Consider the following 16,738-nt stretch of genomic DNA (forward strand, 5'->3'; position numbering starts at 1 on the left):
AATTATTCTTTTTATATCCTAAAGAAAATGAGTATGTTTAAATTCAAATAATTCGTATGAAAAATCTAAAAAACTGTACTGCCATTGCACTAATGGTTTTGTCCTTATTTTCCTGTAAAGAAAATCAAAAATCAATGGTAGAAACCACTCTTGAAAAAGCGCAACGTATTCATGAAAAAGTAATTACCATAGACACGCACGATGATATTAATGTTGCTAACTTTACCGATAGTATTAATTACACACAACGACTTGACAACCAAGTAAACCTTCCAAAAATGAAAGAAGGTGGTTTAGATGTAGCCTGGTTAATCGTGTACACCGGTCAAGACACTTTAACGAGTGAAGGCTACGCAAAAGGCGCTGAAAATGCACTAGCAAAGTTTAAAGCAATTCGTCAGCTATGTGAAGAATTTGCTCCTGATCAAATTGGTCTTGCGCTGAACTCCGATGACGTTCGTAAGCTTGTTGCTGAAGGTAAAAAAGTAGCCATGATTGGTGTAGAAAATGCCTACCCTATGGGCGAAGATTTGGCAAATTTTGAAAAATATTACGATTTAGGGGCTCGTTATATTTCGTTAGCACATAATGGCCATAGCCAATTTTCAGATTCAAATACCGGTGAAAAGGATTCTATTTGGTTACACAATGGGCTAAGTGAACTGGGCAAAAAAGCGGTTGCCGAAATGAACAGACTTGGTATTATGATTGATGTATCCCACCCTTCAAAAGAAGCTATAAAACAAATGATTGGCTTATCAAAAACACCTATCATTGCCTCACACTCATCGGCTAGAGCCCTATGTGATCACAGCAGAAATTTAGATGACGAGCAATTGTTATGGATGAAAAAAAATGGTGGTGTAGTACAAACGGTTGCCTTCAGTTCTTATTTGAATACCGAAAAACATGAAGCCAGAGCGGCATATCTAAAAACTATGCATCAACATATTGCTGATTCCTTAGAAATAAAATGGTACGAACGCTCACAATTAAGAGCGCTACCTGAGGAAGATCAAATTGCTTTTAGAGAAAACTACTCCAAAGTACTGAAAATAGGAGAAGAAATGCTTGCCACGCAGCCCAATGTTCCGCCAGCTGTTGATGTGGCAGATTTCGTGGATCACATAGATTATATCGTGAAGCTTATTGGTATAGACCATGTAGGGATTAGTTCAGATTTTGATGGTGGTGGTGGCATTGAAGGCTGGTCCGATGCTTCTGAAACCTTAAATGTAACACTAGAACTCGTAGAGCGCGGCTATACCGAAGAAGAAATAGCACAACTTTGGGGCGGCAACTTATTACGTGTGTTAGATGAAGTTCAGGCCTTTGCCAAGGCACAAAAGAAATAAAGAACTAGCGTCATGCTAAAAGCGCTATTTTAAAAGTTATGATCCTTTTAAAATAGCGCTTTCTTTTTGAATATACTCCCTAAAATTAAAAAGGTTTATTTGTTTTCATACACGAGAACCCATTCAATGGCATTCGCTTTTTGGAGTTTTTTTATCAATCGAAAACCATTTTTAAGATAAAAAGTTTTTAATTTTTCCTCTTCAATCGTTAACCAGAAATTGGTATGAGGATGGTATTTTAATAATTCTTTTATCCATTGGGATCCTAAATTTTGTCCTCTCTTTGACTTCACCACCCACACATAACCAATATAAAAATAGCCCCTATCGAACCAGTGTTTAGCTTCATCCTGAAAGTCTTTTACATCTTCCGAAAGACCTTTAAAAATAACGCCACCAGCGACAATACTTCCATTTTCTTCAAGCGTATAAATTTCAGCCTTCCCCGTGTAGGTTTGCCAATAAGGCACGATTCCATTTTGCCAAGATTTGGGTAGCAACTTAAAGAAAAGCTGCGGATCTTTTATATGTTGTTTAAATAGCAATTCCATTCGTTATAGTAAGCCCCAAGACCATAGTTTATCAGAATCTACATACCATCGATCACCAATATCCGTTCGGTAATAACAGTTATTGATAATAACTGTTTGAATGCGGTTATACATCATTTTTTGAGCATCCTTCATAGTTAAACCTGTTCCTGAGACCATCAATGCTATTCCTGTATTCCCAGTGATTAACCATTGGCCATTTACATTTTTTAAATGCATAGGATGAATTCCATCTACCGAATCTTTCTTTAAAACAACTACAGCATCTTTTGAAAATAATTCAAATGTTTTTTTATCGTCATAAGGAAAAGGAGGTACCACTACAAAAGCCCCCACTTGAAACCCTTTTTTTACTTGTATTTGAAAACTCTTTCCCGCTGCCACTTTATACAACACCTCTCCAAAAGGCTCTGTAATACCGGCTCTTTGAATAAAAATCTGTGGAAAACCAAAACGAGACGTAAATTCTAAGGGATAAATACCATTACCATTTACAATGCAATTGATATCAATATGCCCAAAAAATTTATTTTTAGCCAAAATAGGTTCAAACTTTTTTAGAGTTTTATCAAAAATAGGCGAATCTTTTACCCAAAACATACTACTGCCCATTTCGCCTGTAGAAACGCCCAGCTCTTTTGGAAATAGCTTTTTATGCTCGAAAGTGATGTTTATAGGGGTTAAAAACTGCGTTCCATTAAAGAAAGCAGAAACCGAAATTTCAACACCTTTTACTTTTCGTTGCAACTGAAAGGTACCAAAAGCATCGCCCCAAGACTTTTCATAGGCTTTTAGAACACGTATTACATCTTGTCCAGAATCATCGTTCCCCACAAAAAGTAGTTGTTTTAATTCTTGTGTTTCCCCAGATGGTTTTATCACATAAGCATTGGGGTTAGCTTCAACATACTTTATAGCCTCTTTAAAGGTTGCAAACTCTTTAAACGGTAAAATATTAATCTTATGTCTTTTTAACTCTTCTTGTCCAAAATTTCGATCTAGCTCTAAGGAGTCTGTATAGCTGGTGCCTCCAAAAACAAGTTTACCTTTTGCACGTAATTCTTCGCATATTTTACCGTGGCCCGTATAATCGAAAATTAGCACATCTGCCCAGTCTATATGCTTTTTCCAATCTTGTACTTTTTTAATAAAGCCATAGCCTATTTCTCGCGATGCCTTGTCTTCAATATACATTTTAACCTCATTACCTTCTTGCAAAGTGGCCAAAGCAATGTCTAAGGATTCTCCCCAACGGGATATAAAAAGGAATTTTCTATTATTAATTTCTTTACTCAATGTAATTTTTGTTTAAACTTAATTTAAATAAAAAGGCTTTACCATTAGGTTATCTAAATTAATACCCTGTAAGTATACCTTATTTTTTTTCAATTAGCGTTATATCTTTTAGTGTTAACACTTGGTAAGGTTCATTATCTTCATCTACAAGTTCTTCTGCGGTATAGGTTACTTTAAATATTTTCCCTATTAACTTGCGGTCTGCTAACACATATTTTTTGCTTGCAGCCTCTTCTATAGTGGCAAAAGCATAGGTGGTGAAATCTTCTTCTGAAGAAAAATAATACACCCCTTCTTCCAGGCCTTCGTAAACAATGGTTACTGTAATTTCTTCTTGTGAGAAAGAAACTAATGAAGTTAAAAAAAATAAAATAGAAATACTTAGTGTTTTTATCATGATTTTAAAGTTTTAAATTGAACAAATTGAATTTCTCAACATCTAGATTACCCCTTGTACCTCGTACAACATAGTAACAAAACAATAAAAATTACTTAGCGCGGTAAAAATATATTAGTGAAATACCTAGGAACCCTCAAGGCTGTACCTAAACAGATAAAGGGTATTATAGCGTGATGAAATGAAATCTGCTGATTTATTTGGTAATCCACCCCGTAGATTGTTTTTGAAAATGATTTCAAAATAGTCAAAAACCCAAATTTAAGTAGTATTCTCAAAGTGCTCTCCAAGTAGGTTTGAACACATTTATTTAGCCCACAAATGACGTAAAAAAAACAATATGTTGTACAGAATTAATTAGAAAAATAAGTTTCTAAAAAAACCAGTAACTTTACCTAAAAATTCATTTTTGTATACGATAGTTGACATAGAAACAACCGGAAACGGAGTTAAAGAAAGTAAAATAACCGAAATTTCTATCTTTAAATATGATGGTTATACGGTGGTTGATGAATTTACAAGCTTGGTCAATCCAGAATGTGAAATTCCTTTTTTTATTACCGGACTAACGGGGATTGATAATGACCTGGTTCGAAATGCTCCTAAATTCTGGGAAATAGCAGACAACATTTTAAGCATCACAGAAGGTACTATCTTTGTTGCACACAATGTAAACTTTGATTATCGTATTATTCAGAATGAACTAAAAACACTAGGGCTTGATTTTTCAAGAAAAAAGCTATGCACGGTTAGACTTTCAAGAAAGCTACTCCCCGGATATAATTCTTACAGTTTAGGAAAATTATGTACTGCTCTAAAAATACCCTTAAAAGACAGGCATAGAGCACGGGGAGATGCACATGCAACGACTATTTTATTTGAAAAATTATTGCGAACAGCTGATGCCCCTGAAGTTTTTAAAACTTTTTTAAATGCCAAATCTCAAGAAGCTACTTTACCACCAAACTTACCCAAAGAAGATTTTGAAAAGCTACCCAAAAAACCTGGAGTTTATTATTTTAAAAATGCCCATGGAAAAATCATCTATGTAGGTAAAGCCATCGATATAAAAAAACGTGTTTTGAGTCACTTTTATGATAAGTCTTCACGAGAAGTTATCATGTGTCAAGAAACCGCAGCCATCGATTTTGAATTATCTGGGAGTGAGGTTCTAGCATTATTACTAGAGTCTGACGCTATAAAACAACATTACCCAGTGCATAATCGAGCACAAAAAAGAAAAATACAGGCCTATGGTATTTTTAGTTATGAAGACAGAAATGGCATTCTTCACTTAGCCTCAAACACCTTAGCTCTAGCCCCTAATTCATTTTACACCTTGTACAGCAAAACAAATTGTCGCATATTTTTACAAGAGGTCTGTAAAGCCTATAAACTTTGTCCTAAATTTTGTCATCTTCAAGAAAATATCGCACAATGCTCACATTATGACATCATAGGTTGTGATGGAATTTGCCGCGGAACAGAAGACATTCTGCATTATAATACTAAGGTGACTGATTTTATAGCTATGATGAAAGAAAAATCTAACAGTTTTATCATAAAAGAAAAGGGAAGGACTCCCGAAGAAATAGCCCTAATTTTAGTACAAGACAACCTCTACCAAGGCTATTGTTTTATCGCTAATACTGAAACTATAACTAAGCTAGATGATGTCGTTAATTTTATCACTTTTCAAAAAAACACCTTTGAAACCCAACAAATCATCAGCAACTACAGTACAAAATTTCCTGAAAAAATCATGGCAATAAAAAATAGGCTACATTCAGCGCACTAATCCCTATTTTAAGATACCTTCAAAAACTACTACAGCGTTGATTTTTATAGTACTGTGCGCTAGCTAAAACACTAAAATAGCGTTATTTTTTTCTTTCACTGTTCATAAAGGAAATAAGGATAAGGATTAAGGCAACGACTACGGCTGCAAAAATACCTATCATTATTATTCCATTATTCCAGTTTACTAAAGATATAGCGAGTTGATTCATCATCTTGAAGCATTAAATTATGGGGCTAAATTATAGCTCTTGTACTATAAAAAATATGATAAAAATCATATTAGGTATTTTTTAATTGCGTTTGATAAGTTTCTGCAAAAATCTTTTTTCTTGGTGAATTTTGGCGTACTACTTGCTATGCTGAGTTTCTTAAAGTACCACGGAGCTCAACAGCGAAAAAACTTAAAAAAGGGCTGTGCAATCTTTAAAAAAAACACGAAATTCAATAATTCGCACGAAAAATAAAAAACATAGCTTGATCGCTGCAATAACTCTTTTAAAATCAGCACATACAAGGGGAGACTGTTATTTCGAATTTCTCCCTTTGAAAGCTATGGAACTTTTAAAGCGTTGTAGGACAAACGTAGGCTGTCACTGCTACTTTGGTTTCTTTTAAAGCGCCAAAACCTCCGGCAATATCGATAAAATTATGTATACCTCGACTTTTTAATATCGATGCTGCAATTACCGAACGATACCCTCCTGCACAATGAATAAAAAAAGTTTCTTTCTCAGGAAATTCTGTTAGATAATCGTTCAAATTACTTAATGGCGTATTTTCGGCTCCTAATAAGTGCTCTGAGGTATATTCGGTTTCCTTTCGAACATCAAATACAGCGGTACTATTAGCATTTATAGTTTCGGCAACCACTTCGGCAGTTAATGATGTAATGGTATCATATTCTTTTGAGGCTTTTTTCCATGCCTCAAAACCACCTTTTAAAAACCCAATAGTGCCATCAAAACCAACACGCGATAATCGGGTAATAGCTTCTTCTTCTTTTCCTTCTGGAGTCACTAATAACAAGGGTTGTTCTACATCGGCAATAAGTGCGCCTACCCAAGGAGCAAAATCACCATTTAAGCCTATAAAAATTGACCTCGGAATATGTCCTTGAACAAAGTTGTCTTGATGCCTAACATCTAATACAATGGCACCGGTTTCATTCGCTGCGGTTTCGAAAGCATCAGGTGATAAGGCTGTAGCGCCTCTTTGGAGAACATCCTTAAAATCTTCATATCCCTCCTTATTCATTTTTACATTTAATGGAAAGTATTTTGGTGGAGGTAAAAGGCCATCTGTCACTTCCTTTATAAATTCACTTCGCGTCATATCTTTGCGTAAAGCATAATTCATTTTCTTTTGATTGCCTAAGGTATCTACCGTTTCCTTCATCATATTTTTACCACAAGCAGAACCAGCGCCATGCGCAGGGTATACAATAACATCATCAGCTAGAGGCATAATTTTGTTTCTTAAACTATCAAACAAAGTACCGGCCAACTCTTCTTGGGTCATACTCGCAGCTTTTTGCGCTAAATCGGGTCTACCAACATCACCTAAAAACAAGGTGTCCCCTGAAAAAATAGCATGGTCTTTTCCATTTTCATCCCTTAAAAGATAGGTTGAACTTTCTATGGTATGGCCAGGTGTATGTAAGACTTTAATGCTTATAGCCCCTAATTTAAATTCTTGGCCGTCCTCAGCTATGATGCATTCAAAAGACGGGTTGGCGGTAGGGCCATATACAATGTCCGCTCCTGTTTCTTTGGCTAAGGTAATATGTCCACTGACAAAATCTGCATGGAAATGAGTTTCAAAAATGTATTTTATTTTTGCCTTATCCGCAGCTGCTCTTTTAATATAAGGCTGAACTTCTCGTAAGGGATCTATAATGGCCACCTCGCCTTTACTTTCAATATAATAAGCACCTTGTGCTAAACATCCTGTGTATATTTGTTCTATTTTCATAGCTATAAATCTTTTTATTTTTATAAAAATTGCACTACTTTACGACTCAAAAACAACCTAATTAAGATTCTTTTATTGATCAGCAAAAATAGCCTTACTATCATTTAATGTCAGTAACCTAGGTCACATTGACTAGCCCTTACACTGATTTTGAAAGGCTATTTTATCTCTCAAAGCGATAATGGTCGTTGGGTCATCATAAAAAGCTACTGCCTCTTTAATTCGAACGAATAAATACTCTTTATGTAATTCTCCAATAATACCACTATTAAAAATAATATCTCGTGCAGGACCGGTAGCACCTGCGATATAAAATTGAATGTTTTTTTGATGTATTTCTCTAATAACTTTTGCCAAGGTTTCAGCACCAGTAGAATCTATATAATTTATGGCCTCTGCATTTAAAATAACCGCTTTTAGTAGTAATCCTTTCTTTTTTACCTCTTTTAGGAGTTGTTTTTTAAAAAAAGTGCTGTTGCCAAAATACAATTGTGCATCAAACCTCACAATTAACAAATCATCACGATTGATAATTTCATTCGCATATCGATTTACATTTTTATAATAATCTGTCCCTTTTATATTTCCTAAAATTGCAAAATGTGGGTTTGAAGTTCTGTATACCATGAGTAGTAATGAACTTAGCACACCAATTAAAATACCCTCAGGAATCCCAACAAACAAAGTGATGAAAAAAGTGATGAAAAGAATTACAAATTCATCTTTACGCTTGGTCCATAATTGTTTTGCATAAGCAACATCTATCAATCCAAAAACAGAAACCATAATGATGCTCGCCAAAGCTGCATTGGGCAAATAGTAAAAAATTGGCGTTAAAAATAACAAGGTACCTAGGACCAGAAGTATTCCAAAAAGTGCTGATAAATTTGTTTTAGAACCAGCGGTTCCGTTTATGGCTGACCTTGAAAAACTCGCAGTTCCTACATAAGATTGAAAAAAAGAACCTACCATATTTGAAAGCCCTAAAGCCACTAATTCTTGGTTTGATTCGATGGTCTCTTCTCCTGACTTTTCTTCTAAGGCTTTACCAATGGAAATCGCTTCTAAATAGCCTACTAAAGCCAAGGTGATTGCCATAGGCCACAAGTCTAAGGCCTTATCTACATTAAACTCTGGCAACTTAAAACTTGGAAGCCCTGTTGGTATAGATCCAACGATATGTACCCCATAATTTTCTAATCTCAAGAAATAAACGGCCAAAATACTACATACCACAACGATTAAAATAGACGGAATTTTTGGGTTCCATTTCTTGAACAAAAGAATAGTTATGATACCTGCGAATCCGATTCCAAAGTCATAGATATTTGTATTAGGGATGTTTTGAAAAGCGTTGATGACCAGTTGATGAAATTTAGCACTTCCTTCAATGGATGTACCTAATAAATGCTTTAATTGACTAAATATAATCACTATCGCAGCGGCTGAAGTAAAGCCACTAATAACAGGTTTAGATAAGAAATTTACTAAAAATCCCATTTTAAAAACACCCAACACCAACTGAATACTACCTACTAAAAAGGCTAAAAAGATAGCCATAGCAATATAATTTTCAATACCTGTAATGGCTAACGCACCCAAACCAGCGGCTACCAGTAATGAATCCATCGCCACGGGACCAACTGAGATTTGCTTTGAAGTACCCAATATCATGTACATAAAAACAGGGACTAAAGCCGTATACAACCCATAAACAGGAGGTAGACCAGCAATCATAGCATAAGCCATACCTTGTGGTACTAAAATAATACCCACCGTAAAACCTCCAATAAGATCTTTTAGCAGGTTGCTCCTTTTGTAGTTAGGCAACCAATCTAATAAGGGGATGTATTTTTTCATCGGTCAAATGTACCGTTTAATGAATAAAAACTTTGTAACCTAGGTTACGTTTTTCAAAAATTCACTTGCAATAGCTAAAAAAAAGAGATTCAAGACTGTTTTACTTTTAGCGCCTAGAAACTAGACTGAATGTATTCCATATATTAGCTTTCAATAGTTAAAAATACCTCAAATTCTTCTGAATTAGTATCCATAAATCGAAAGCCTTTATCTAAATTATTTTGTTCAACAGCATATGGGTAAAATGTAATAGGCTCTATGCATACCATATTCGGAACTTCTGTCCACAGCATAAAGTTATGAAAGCCCTTAGTTTTGATGCGTAAGGAATATTTATCCTTCAACACAATTTCATTGCAATTTTCTACTTGAAATGCTCTGCTACCAACGGCTAAAACTTCTTCGAGTGTAATGGTATTGTTTTTGGTTTTTATCGTAGGATTGGAAGTAACGAGATTAAATGCAGGGTGATACCCTAACATAAACGGCATCTCGTTTTCTCCAGAAATACTAAAGCTGATTTTTAAACCGTTTTCGTTTAGTTCAAATTTTTTCAAAAACTCAAAATCATAAGGCCATGCCACTACTGCTTCGCTGGATTTGTCCGGATATTTTGAATTTTTAATTTTTGTATGGGCCGTATACCTTTTCTTAAAAATAGCCATAGTATCTGAAGATTCGATTAAATGATACTCTAATTCACGTAACAAACCGTGTTGATCTTGAATTGCGGCTCCTTTTGGAGTACGAACACTAAAATTGGCATCGGCGGTTGGCCCAATAATAGGAAACATTTCTGTATCTGCATTTCGCCAACCTGGATCCCCCTTTTGATGCATAAACTCATACTGATACATTTGATAACTTACCAGTTCGCCTGCGTCGATTTTTACGCTTATCGTATTCAAAAATAATTTAGTCATCTTAATACTATTGATTAATAAGTCTATAAATCAAGATAGCTGTTCTTTTTGTTAGCGCTTCAATGGTATTTAGGTTTACAGTTTCTTCAGGCGTATGCGCTCCTGAACCCATGGTGCCCAAACCATCTAAACAGGCCACATATTCAGCAACAAAAGAAGTATCTGCAGCGCCTCTTTTACCAGGGTCATAGGCTGCTACTTCTCCCTGACCCAAATCTAAACTTACTTGATTTAATTGTTTCAATAATTGTTGATTTCCTGCAGTAGGTTCCATGGCCGGATAGCTATCTGTAAAACTTATAGTTGCACTGGTATTCGGTAAATTATTGGCTACAATGTCTCGCATTTTATTCCGAGTACTTTCTTTTTGTTCCTCTGACATAAATCTAAGGCCACCTTTCACCATTGCGGTTTGTGCTACGACGTTTGATTTGCCAAAAGCTGTTCCTTTACTGGTTTTTGCATCAAAGTTGACAAAGGTTCCTCCTAATAATACGCCGGGATTAAAGGTTAAAAATTCTTCTCCTTTTACGTCTTCATAAAAACTATTTAAAATACGCGACATTTCAAAAATAGCACCAGCCCCTGTATTTTCACTAAAAATACCTGAAGAATGTGCTCTTTTTCCCTGTACATCTACCTCCCACCCAGAGGAACCTCTTCTGGCTACTGTTGCATAATTAAAACCTGTAGATGTTTCAAAACCAAGGGCGATATCACTGCGTTTGGCGGCATCAATCAAATCTTTTCTACTGATATCAAGTGGTTTTCCTGCACTTTCTTCATCACCAGTAAAAGCGGCTATAATTTGTGCATCATTTAGAAGTCCGTTTTCATGTAAGGCTTTCAGGGCATATAAAATAATAACATTACCCCCTTTCATATCATTACCACCAGGTGCATGAGCTACACTATCATTAATCATTTTAAAGGTTTGAAAGGGGCTATCAGCCTCAAAAACAGTATCTAAATGCCCTATCAATACCAATTTTTTTCCTTTTGTTCCAGAAGTTTCTGCAAATAAATGCCCGGCACGGTTTAGTTCTTGAGGCATCTCTATCCATGACGTTTTAAAATTAATAGCATCAAAGGCATCTTTAAAAACAAAACCCACCTTTTTAACACCTTCAAGGTTTAAAGTACCACTATTTATATTGACCACTTCTTCTAGAAAAGAACGTGCATCCACATTATTTTTTTCAACCGAAGTAATAATTTTTTTCTCAATTTTTGATAATTTTTGAGCGTATGAATTTCCTGTTAAGATCAGTAAAAACATAAAAGCAAAATGATATTTATTTTTCATAATCAAAGGTTTTAAATTTATTTTCTTAGAGGTTCTGTATCGCAGTAGCTAAGCAACTTGATCTTGCTATTATACAATTCTCTACATCGTCTATTTCTGCATCGTAGCTATTCGCTACAAAATTATTTCGCCCTATTTAAACAGCTAAAATAACCCACTTTTCAAAATTCCTATTCCCGGCTCCCCTGTCACTAGGGTGTCTTTATACACTGAAATTTTTCCTAAGATGGCAAGCTTTAACAAACTACTACTCCACAGTTGTTCACATCGGCTTTTAATTTTGCTACAAAATCCGGGTCTTGTAGCCATCTATAACCACCAAAATAGAAATTTAAACTATTTCAAGCTTAGGCTCCTCACCTGTTGTATTATTTTTAGAATAAAAAATGAGTACTCCTAAAACTAAAAACGAGACAAATAAGGATCTTAACATTGTTTTCATGAGCACTATCATTTTACCCTTAATCAAACTTTATCGCTTTAACTGGCGAGATTTTAGTGATAATATAGGAGGGGATTAAAAGCATTAAAGTACACAATAATAAAACCCCTACATTGAGCACTAGGATAGAGAAAATATCAATATGTACGGGTATGTATTCTATGTAATACTCTTTAGGGTTCGGAAATTTAAAAACTCGGTATTTGTCTTGTACCCATAAAATTCCTAAGCCAAAAAGATTCCCTAATAACAAACCTACACTGATTAGGTAGGCGGCATTAAATAAAAATATTTTACGCACACTCCAATTTGTTGCTCCTAAAGCTTTTAGAACGCCAATCATAGGTGTTCGCTCCAAAATTAAAACAAGTAAGGCTGTAATCATATTAATACCTCCAACAATGATCATAATTCCAATAATTAGAGCCGTATTAAAGTCAAAAAGATCTATCCATTGAAAAATATGTCCGTATTTATTTTTTATTGATTTGGTGTCTAATGTAGATAAGGTTCGTCCATAAATTTCATTCGTTTTTTCATCAATATCATCAAAATCATTCAAAAAAACTTCAAAATTACCTACCTGATTTTCTTCCCATTTATTCATCCGTTGAATGTGGCGAATATCCATAAAGACATAGGTGGCGTCAAATTCTTCAAAACCGCTATCATAGATACCTACAATGGTTGATTTCTGTTGATTTGGTATTTTAGACGGGTCGTTATCTCTAAGAAAAACAGAAAAGAAGGTATCCTCTAATTTTAACTTTAACCGATTTGCAAGTAAGCTTGAAATCATCACCTCATCGGTTCGTTCGCCACTGTAATCAGGCAAACGACCTGCTACCAAATATTCTTGAAAAACATTCCAGTTGTAATCTTTCCCTACCCCTTTCGCCAAAATCCCCTCAACTGTGTCGTCAGTTCTCACAATGCCGCCTTTACTAGCCACTGCCTGAATATGTGATATGCCTTGAACGGACTTAAATTCAGGATAAAAATCTTGCTCCAAAGAAACAGGCGTCACCGAAACTTCTGAGCTGTTATTGTCATAATTACTTATTTGAATATGCCCATTAAAAGCAGCTACTTTTTCTCTGATTTTCTTTTTAAGTCCAACCCCAGTAGCAATGGCAATAAGCATCATGACAATACTTATGGCGATCGCCGCAATGGCAATTTTTATAATAGGCCCTGATACTCCATTCTTATGAGTTTTACCAAAAGCCAAGCGTTTTGCAATAAAATATTCTAAATTCAATATGTATTTTTTTTAGCTAAAAAATTCTCAGAGGACTTTTAGTTTTTGTGGACGATTAAGCTAAGGTCATTTAAACATTTTTTAGAAGCTAAAAACTTCATCCTTTTTATCAAAAATTAAAAGGGTAAACAACTTAAGTTTAAAAATCAAATAACTTCTTTTTCAAAAATACATTTTTATTACACAAGTGGTATTGACTTTAGCCTTTTAAAGTTACTAGCTATCAAATCTAATTTGTTTAAAGATTACTCTTCCACCCTTGTCGGCTTTCTGTACTTGTGAAATGGCTGTTTTAAGAGCGATTTTAAATTACTATTTTCAACCTCATCCGGAAAAGTATCAACGCCATATACGATAGCATCACGATCAAACTTCTTGAAGGTTCCAAAAAGACGATCCCAGAGTGAAAATATGTTCCCGTAGTTACTATCTGTATATGGCAATACGTAATGATGGTGTATTTTGTGCATATCAGGAGAAACCAAGACCCAACTAATAGCGGCGTCTACTTTCTTAGGTAATTTGATATTCGCATGGGTAAATTGCGTGGATATTAAAGAAAGTGATTGATATAACATGACAATACCGATGGGTGCACCCACTACTAAAACAGCCATTAGCGTAAAAGTAAAACGAATCATACTCTCTAGCGGATGGTGCCGGTTAGCTGTGGTTGTATCGACATGGTGATCGGTGTGATGCACTAAATGTATCATCCAAAGTGGCTTTATTTTATGCTCTACATAATGCGCCAAATAAGCCCCAATAAAATCCATCAATAATACGCCAACCAATATATAGGCCCAAAGTGGCAAGGATACCCATTGAATCACACCAAAATTATTGGCTACCGTCCAATCACTAGTTTTTAAAAGTAAAAAAGCCAAGGCAAAGTTGATGATAATCGTTGTTAAGGTAAAAAAGAGGTTAGGTAAGGCGTGTTTCCATTTTTTATAAGAGAATTTAAACAAAGGCAAAGCACCTTCTAAAAGCCAAAAAAAAGTGATTCCACCAACTAAAATTAAAGAACGGTGTAGTGAGGGAATCGTTTCAAAGTAATTTAACAATGCTTCCATGAGATTAAAAATACAAAAAAATTAAAACTTTATGTTCCTTTTCATAGCTTCTACAATATTAAAAGCCGCGGGGCATATAGCAACATTTTTGAGTGTTATAGTACTTATTTGCTGAAATTTTTTGCGGTTTGTGTGCGGAAATTCACGGCAAGCCTTTGGTCTTACCTCATAAATTGAACAATAATTATCTGTTCCTAAAAAAGTACAAGGCACTTGTTGTAACACATAATCATTTTCTTCATCAAGACGTAAATACTGAGCAATAAACTGCTGTGGTTTTAGCCTAAAATGTTTTGAAATTCGTTCAATATCTATATTTGTAAAAAGTGGCCCTGTAGTTTTACAACAATTAGCGCATAACAAACAATCTGTTTTTTCGAATTCACTTTCGTGCAATTCTTGCATCAGATAATCTAAATTCTTGGGCGGCTTTTGCCTTAGTTTTGAAAAGAATTTTTTGTTTTCGCTATGCTTATCTTTCGCGAGCTTAGGCAATTTGGCTATTTCATCATCCATTACTTTATGAGGCTAACTGTTTTTTACCTTTTTTTGAAGATTGTTTTCTGCGAATTAAATACCGGAAGGGAGCATGTCAAAAAGAAGTGGTTCATAGTCTAGCTACTTAGAACATCTTCTAAACTTCTTGCTCATAATGCGCAACTTTCTATGCGCATTAAAGAATAGGATTAAAATTCTCTACATTATTTACCTAGCCCTACTCTTTTATTTTTTAAAGTTATATAAATACCTGATTTTTGCTACAAAATACAAAATAAATGGCAAAGGATATTTTTGGAAAGGCAGTTTTAGACTTTCAAAATGGAAATTATACGTCAGACATCATTACCTATTCGTCTTTTGAGGAAGAAGATAGCCTGCCACTACCTTATTTGTTTCGAGACTTTGAACAAATGCCTAAGTTAGAACAAAAGGCATTAGCCTTGTGTAAAGGCAATATTTTAGATGTTGGCTGCGGTGCAGGAAGCCATAGTTTGTATCTACAGCAAAAAAACCAAAGGGTTACGGCATTAGATTACTCGAAAGGTGCCATTGAAGTTTGTAAGGAAAGAGGTGTTATGGCTACTAAGTGTGTAGATATTTACAATTTTAAAGGCGAAACCTTTGATACGCTTTTATTACTAATGAACGGCATTGGCATTGTCGGGAAATTATCAAAACTAAATACGTTTTTTACCCATTTAAAAAGCCTTTTAAACCCTAAGGGTCAAATTATAGTTGACTCTAGTGATCTAATTTATATGTTTGATGAAGATGAAGATGGCGGCTATTGGATTCCTGATGGTAACACCTATTATGGTGAAGTAAGCTTTACGATGGAATATAAAGGAGAAAAGAGCAGCACTTTTGATTGGCTTTATATCGATTACAATACCTTACAACGAGCGGCTATGGCCAATAATTTAAAATGTGAACTTATAGCAGAGGGCGAGCATTTTGACTATTTGGCTAAACTTAGCTTAAGCAAGTAATAGAATCTATTTACCAACGTTCTGATAATGTAGTGCTTGTTTTTACTAAATTTAAACTATGAAAAAGAATTTATATACTGTTTTTGCCTTACTGTTGTTGTTTGTTTTTAGTTGTTCTAAAAGTTCAAATACTGATATCGATTCAGATACCAACCAACCGATTGACAAGCCCGCAAGCTTTAAAGCGATAGGCGATTCTGCTAACGACTTATTATCTAATGATAAATTTGACAAATTAAAACTTGAAATTGGCTACGTTAAAGATTTTAGACCTACTGCTACCACAATAGCTGATTTAGTGGAGTTTTTAAAAGAATACACTTTTAAAGAAATCATAGAAATCACCTATTTAGAACTTGATTCTCCAAACAAAGAAACATTAAAACTGCAGGAAGTAGCTGATTTAGAAACGAAAAACCGAACCGCTTTTAATCAAGGAAAAACCTTGGCCGTCTATATTTATTTCTCCGATGCACCGTCTGATGACGATGAACCTGAGGCCGATTTAGTAACCTTAGGAGCAGTTTATCGAAACACGTCGATGGTGATCTACGAATCTACTATTATAAATTTAGCCGCCAAAAGCACTCGTATTTCAACAGGGACTGTAGAAACAGCCACTTTACTGCACGAATTTGGGCATTTATTTGGACTCGTAAACATTGGTTCTGATATGGTTAATCCACACGAAGGAGTTACCACTGATGAAGTAAGTGGCGAGGAAATAGGCAATAAACATTGTAACCAAGATGGCTGCCTAATGCGCGCTGAATTAGAATTCGGTGCTGGTATGCGTAAAATGATTACGGCAAAAAACGGACAGGTACCTGATTACGATACAGAATGTTTGCTTGATTTAAAAGCAAATGGCGGACGATGAGATTAGTAGTTAGAGTTATAGTAGTGAAAATTGTTTTAAGCTGATCATCCAACTTGAAAATACATCACTCTAGGTGAACTATTTTCAGTACAACTAATTTTAAATTATTTCAACAAGAAATCCAAAACAA

The 16,738-nt window shown here is 35.0% G+C and carries 14 protein-coding genes; 4 read left to right on the forward strand and 10 right to left on the reverse strand.

Going from position 1 to position 16,738, the window contains the following annotated elements; all coding sequences use genetic code 11:
- The first annotated feature begins 56 nt into the window (after positions 1 to 56).
- The gene (locus GQ45_RS06745; RefSeq protein WP_047416167.1) at positions 57 to 1,355 is read left to right on the forward strand and encodes a dipeptidase; all 1,299 of its coding nucleotides are present in this window, start codon (positions 57 to 59) and stop codon (positions 1,353 to 1,355) included.
- A 95-nt stretch (positions 1,356 to 1,450) separates the two neighbouring features.
- Here the strand turns inward: GQ45_RS06745 and GQ45_RS06750 are convergent, their stop codons facing one another.
- The 3 genes from GQ45_RS06750 to GQ45_RS06760 form a co-directional block, all read right to left on the reverse strand.
- Positions 1,451 to 1,906, reverse strand: a complete 456-nt coding sequence (locus tag GQ45_RS06750; protein WP_047416169.1) for a GNAT family N-acetyltransferase — start codon at positions 1,904 to 1,906, stop codon at positions 1,451 to 1,453.
- Between the two features lie 3 nt (positions 1,907 to 1,909).
- Positions 1,910 to 3,202, reverse strand: a complete 1,293-nt coding sequence (locus GQ45_RS06755; RefSeq protein WP_052188146.1) for a phosphoribosylamine--glycine ligase — start codon at positions 3,200 to 3,202, stop codon at positions 1,910 to 1,912.
- A 79-nt stretch (positions 3,203 to 3,281) separates the two neighbouring features.
- The gene (locus tag GQ45_RS06760) at positions 3,282 to 3,599 is read right to left on the reverse strand and encodes a hypothetical protein (RefSeq protein ID WP_047416171.1); all 318 of its coding nucleotides are present in this window, start codon (positions 3,597 to 3,599) and stop codon (positions 3,282 to 3,284) included.
- Between the two features lie 409 nt (positions 3,600 to 4,008).
- Here GQ45_RS06760 and GQ45_RS06765 point away from each other — a divergent pair, with 409 nt between their 5' ends.
- Positions 4,009 to 5,397, forward strand: a complete 1,389-nt coding sequence (locus GQ45_RS06765) for an exonuclease domain-containing protein (protein WP_047416173.1) — start codon at positions 4,009 to 4,011, stop codon at positions 5,395 to 5,397.
- A gap of 563 nt (positions 5,398 to 5,960) precedes the next feature.
- Here GQ45_RS06765 and GQ45_RS06775 read toward each other — a convergent pair.
- The 7 genes from GQ45_RS06775 to GQ45_RS06805 all read right to left on the reverse strand — a co-directional run bounded on the left by GQ45_RS06775 (position 5,961) and on the right by GQ45_RS06805 (position 14,754).
- Positions 5,961 to 7,370 carry a rhodanese-like domain-containing protein gene (locus GQ45_RS06775; protein ID WP_047416175.1) on the reverse strand — a complete coding sequence of 470 codons (1,410 nt, stop codon included), beginning with the start codon at positions 7,368 to 7,370 and terminating at the stop codon, positions 5,961 to 5,963.
- Positions 7,371 to 7,502: 132 nt separating this feature from the next.
- Positions 7,503 to 9,230: a SulP family inorganic anion transporter gene (locus GQ45_RS06780; protein WP_047416177.1), complete on the reverse strand. Its 1,728-nt coding sequence runs from the start codon at positions 9,228 to 9,230 to the stop codon at positions 7,503 to 7,505.
- A 143-nt stretch (positions 9,231 to 9,373) separates the two neighbouring features.
- On the reverse strand, positions 9,374 to 10,153 hold the full coding sequence (locus GQ45_RS06785; protein ID WP_047416178.1) for an aldose 1-epimerase: 780 nt from the start codon (positions 10,151 to 10,153) through the stop codon (positions 9,374 to 9,376).
- A gap of 7 nt (positions 10,154 to 10,160) precedes the next feature.
- Positions 10,161 to 11,459 (reverse strand): M20/M25/M40 family metallo-hydrolase, encoded by a 1,299-nt coding sequence (locus tag GQ45_RS06790; protein WP_047416180.1) that lies wholly within the window; start codon positions 11,457 to 11,459, stop codon positions 10,161 to 10,163.
- 461 nt (positions 11,460 to 11,920) lie between these two features.
- A complete protein-coding gene (locus tag GQ45_RS06795) occupies positions 11,921 to 13,162 on the reverse strand; it encodes an ABC transporter permease (protein WP_047416182.1) in 1,242 nt (413 codons plus the stop codon).
- Between the two features lie 245 nt (positions 13,163 to 13,407).
- Entirely contained in the window at positions 13,408 to 14,238 is an 831-nt protein-coding gene (locus GQ45_RS06800; protein ID WP_047416184.1) for a sterol desaturase family protein, read from the reverse strand.
- Between the two features lie 21 nt (positions 14,239 to 14,259).
- The gene (locus GQ45_RS06805; protein ID WP_047416186.1) at positions 14,260 to 14,754 is read right to left on the reverse strand and encodes a YkgJ family cysteine cluster protein; all 495 of its coding nucleotides are present in this window, start codon (positions 14,752 to 14,754) and stop codon (positions 14,260 to 14,262) included.
- Between the two features lie 260 nt (positions 14,755 to 15,014).
- On the opposite strand from GQ45_RS06805, the gene GQ45_RS06810 reads away from it, so the two are divergent.
- Both GQ45_RS06810 and GQ45_RS06815 read left to right on the forward strand, forming a co-directional pair.
- Positions 15,015 to 15,728, forward strand: a complete 714-nt coding sequence (locus GQ45_RS06810) for a bifunctional 2-polyprenyl-6-hydroxyphenol methylase/3-demethylubiquinol 3-O-methyltransferase UbiG (protein ID WP_047416188.1) — start codon at positions 15,015 to 15,017, stop codon at positions 15,726 to 15,728.
- A 58-nt stretch (positions 15,729 to 15,786) separates the two neighbouring features.
- Entirely contained in the window at positions 15,787 to 16,608 is an 822-nt protein-coding gene (locus GQ45_RS06815) for a hypothetical protein (RefSeq protein WP_047416189.1), read from the forward strand.
- The last annotated feature ends 130 nt before the right edge of the window (positions 16,609 to 16,738 follow it).

Source organism: Cellulophaga sp. Hel_I_12 (genome assembly GCF_000799565.1).
In the GTDB taxonomy this organism is placed as follows: domain Bacteria; phylum Bacteroidota; class Bacteroidia; order Flavobacteriales; family Flavobacteriaceae; genus Cellulophaga.

Coding starts and splice junctions, on each gene's coding strand:
- GQ45_RS06745 (WP_047416167.1), top strand. CDS start 57: ATGAAAAATCTAAAAAACTGTACTGCCATTGCACTAATGGTTTTGTCC.
- GQ45_RS06750 (WP_047416169.1), bottom strand. CDS start 1,906: ATGGAATTGCTATTTAAACAACATATAAAAGATCCGCAGCTTTTCTTT.
- GQ45_RS06760 (WP_047416171.1), bottom strand. CDS start 3,599: ATGATAAAAACACTAAGTATTTCTATTTTATTTTTTTTAACTTCATTA.
- GQ45_RS06775 (WP_047416175.1), bottom strand. CDS start 7,370: ATGAAAATAGAACAAATATACACAGGATGTTTAGCACAAGGTGCTTAT.
- GQ45_RS06780 (WP_047416177.1), bottom strand. CDS start 9,230: ATGAAAAAATACATCCCCTTATTAGATTGGTTGCCTAACTACAAAAGG.
- GQ45_RS06785 (WP_047416178.1), bottom strand. CDS start 10,153: ATGACTAAATTATTTTTGAATACGATAAGCGTAAAAATCGACGCAGGC.
- GQ45_RS06790 (WP_047416180.1), bottom strand. CDS start 11,459: ATGAAAAATAAATATCATTTTGCTTTTATGTTTTTACTGATCTTAACA.
- GQ45_RS06800 (WP_047416184.1), bottom strand. CDS start 14,238: ATGGAAGCATTGTTAAATTACTTTGAAACGATTCCCTCACTACACCGT.
- GQ45_RS06805 (WP_047416186.1), bottom strand. CDS start 14,754: ATGGATGATGAAATAGCCAAATTGCCTAAGCTCGCGAAAGATAAGCAT.
- GQ45_RS06810 (WP_047416188.1), top strand. CDS start 15,015: ATGGCAAAGGATATTTTTGGAAAGGCAGTTTTAGACTTTCAAAATGGA.
- GQ45_RS06815 (WP_047416189.1), top strand. CDS start 15,787: ATGAAAAAGAATTTATATACTGTTTTTGCCTTACTGTTGTTGTTTGTT.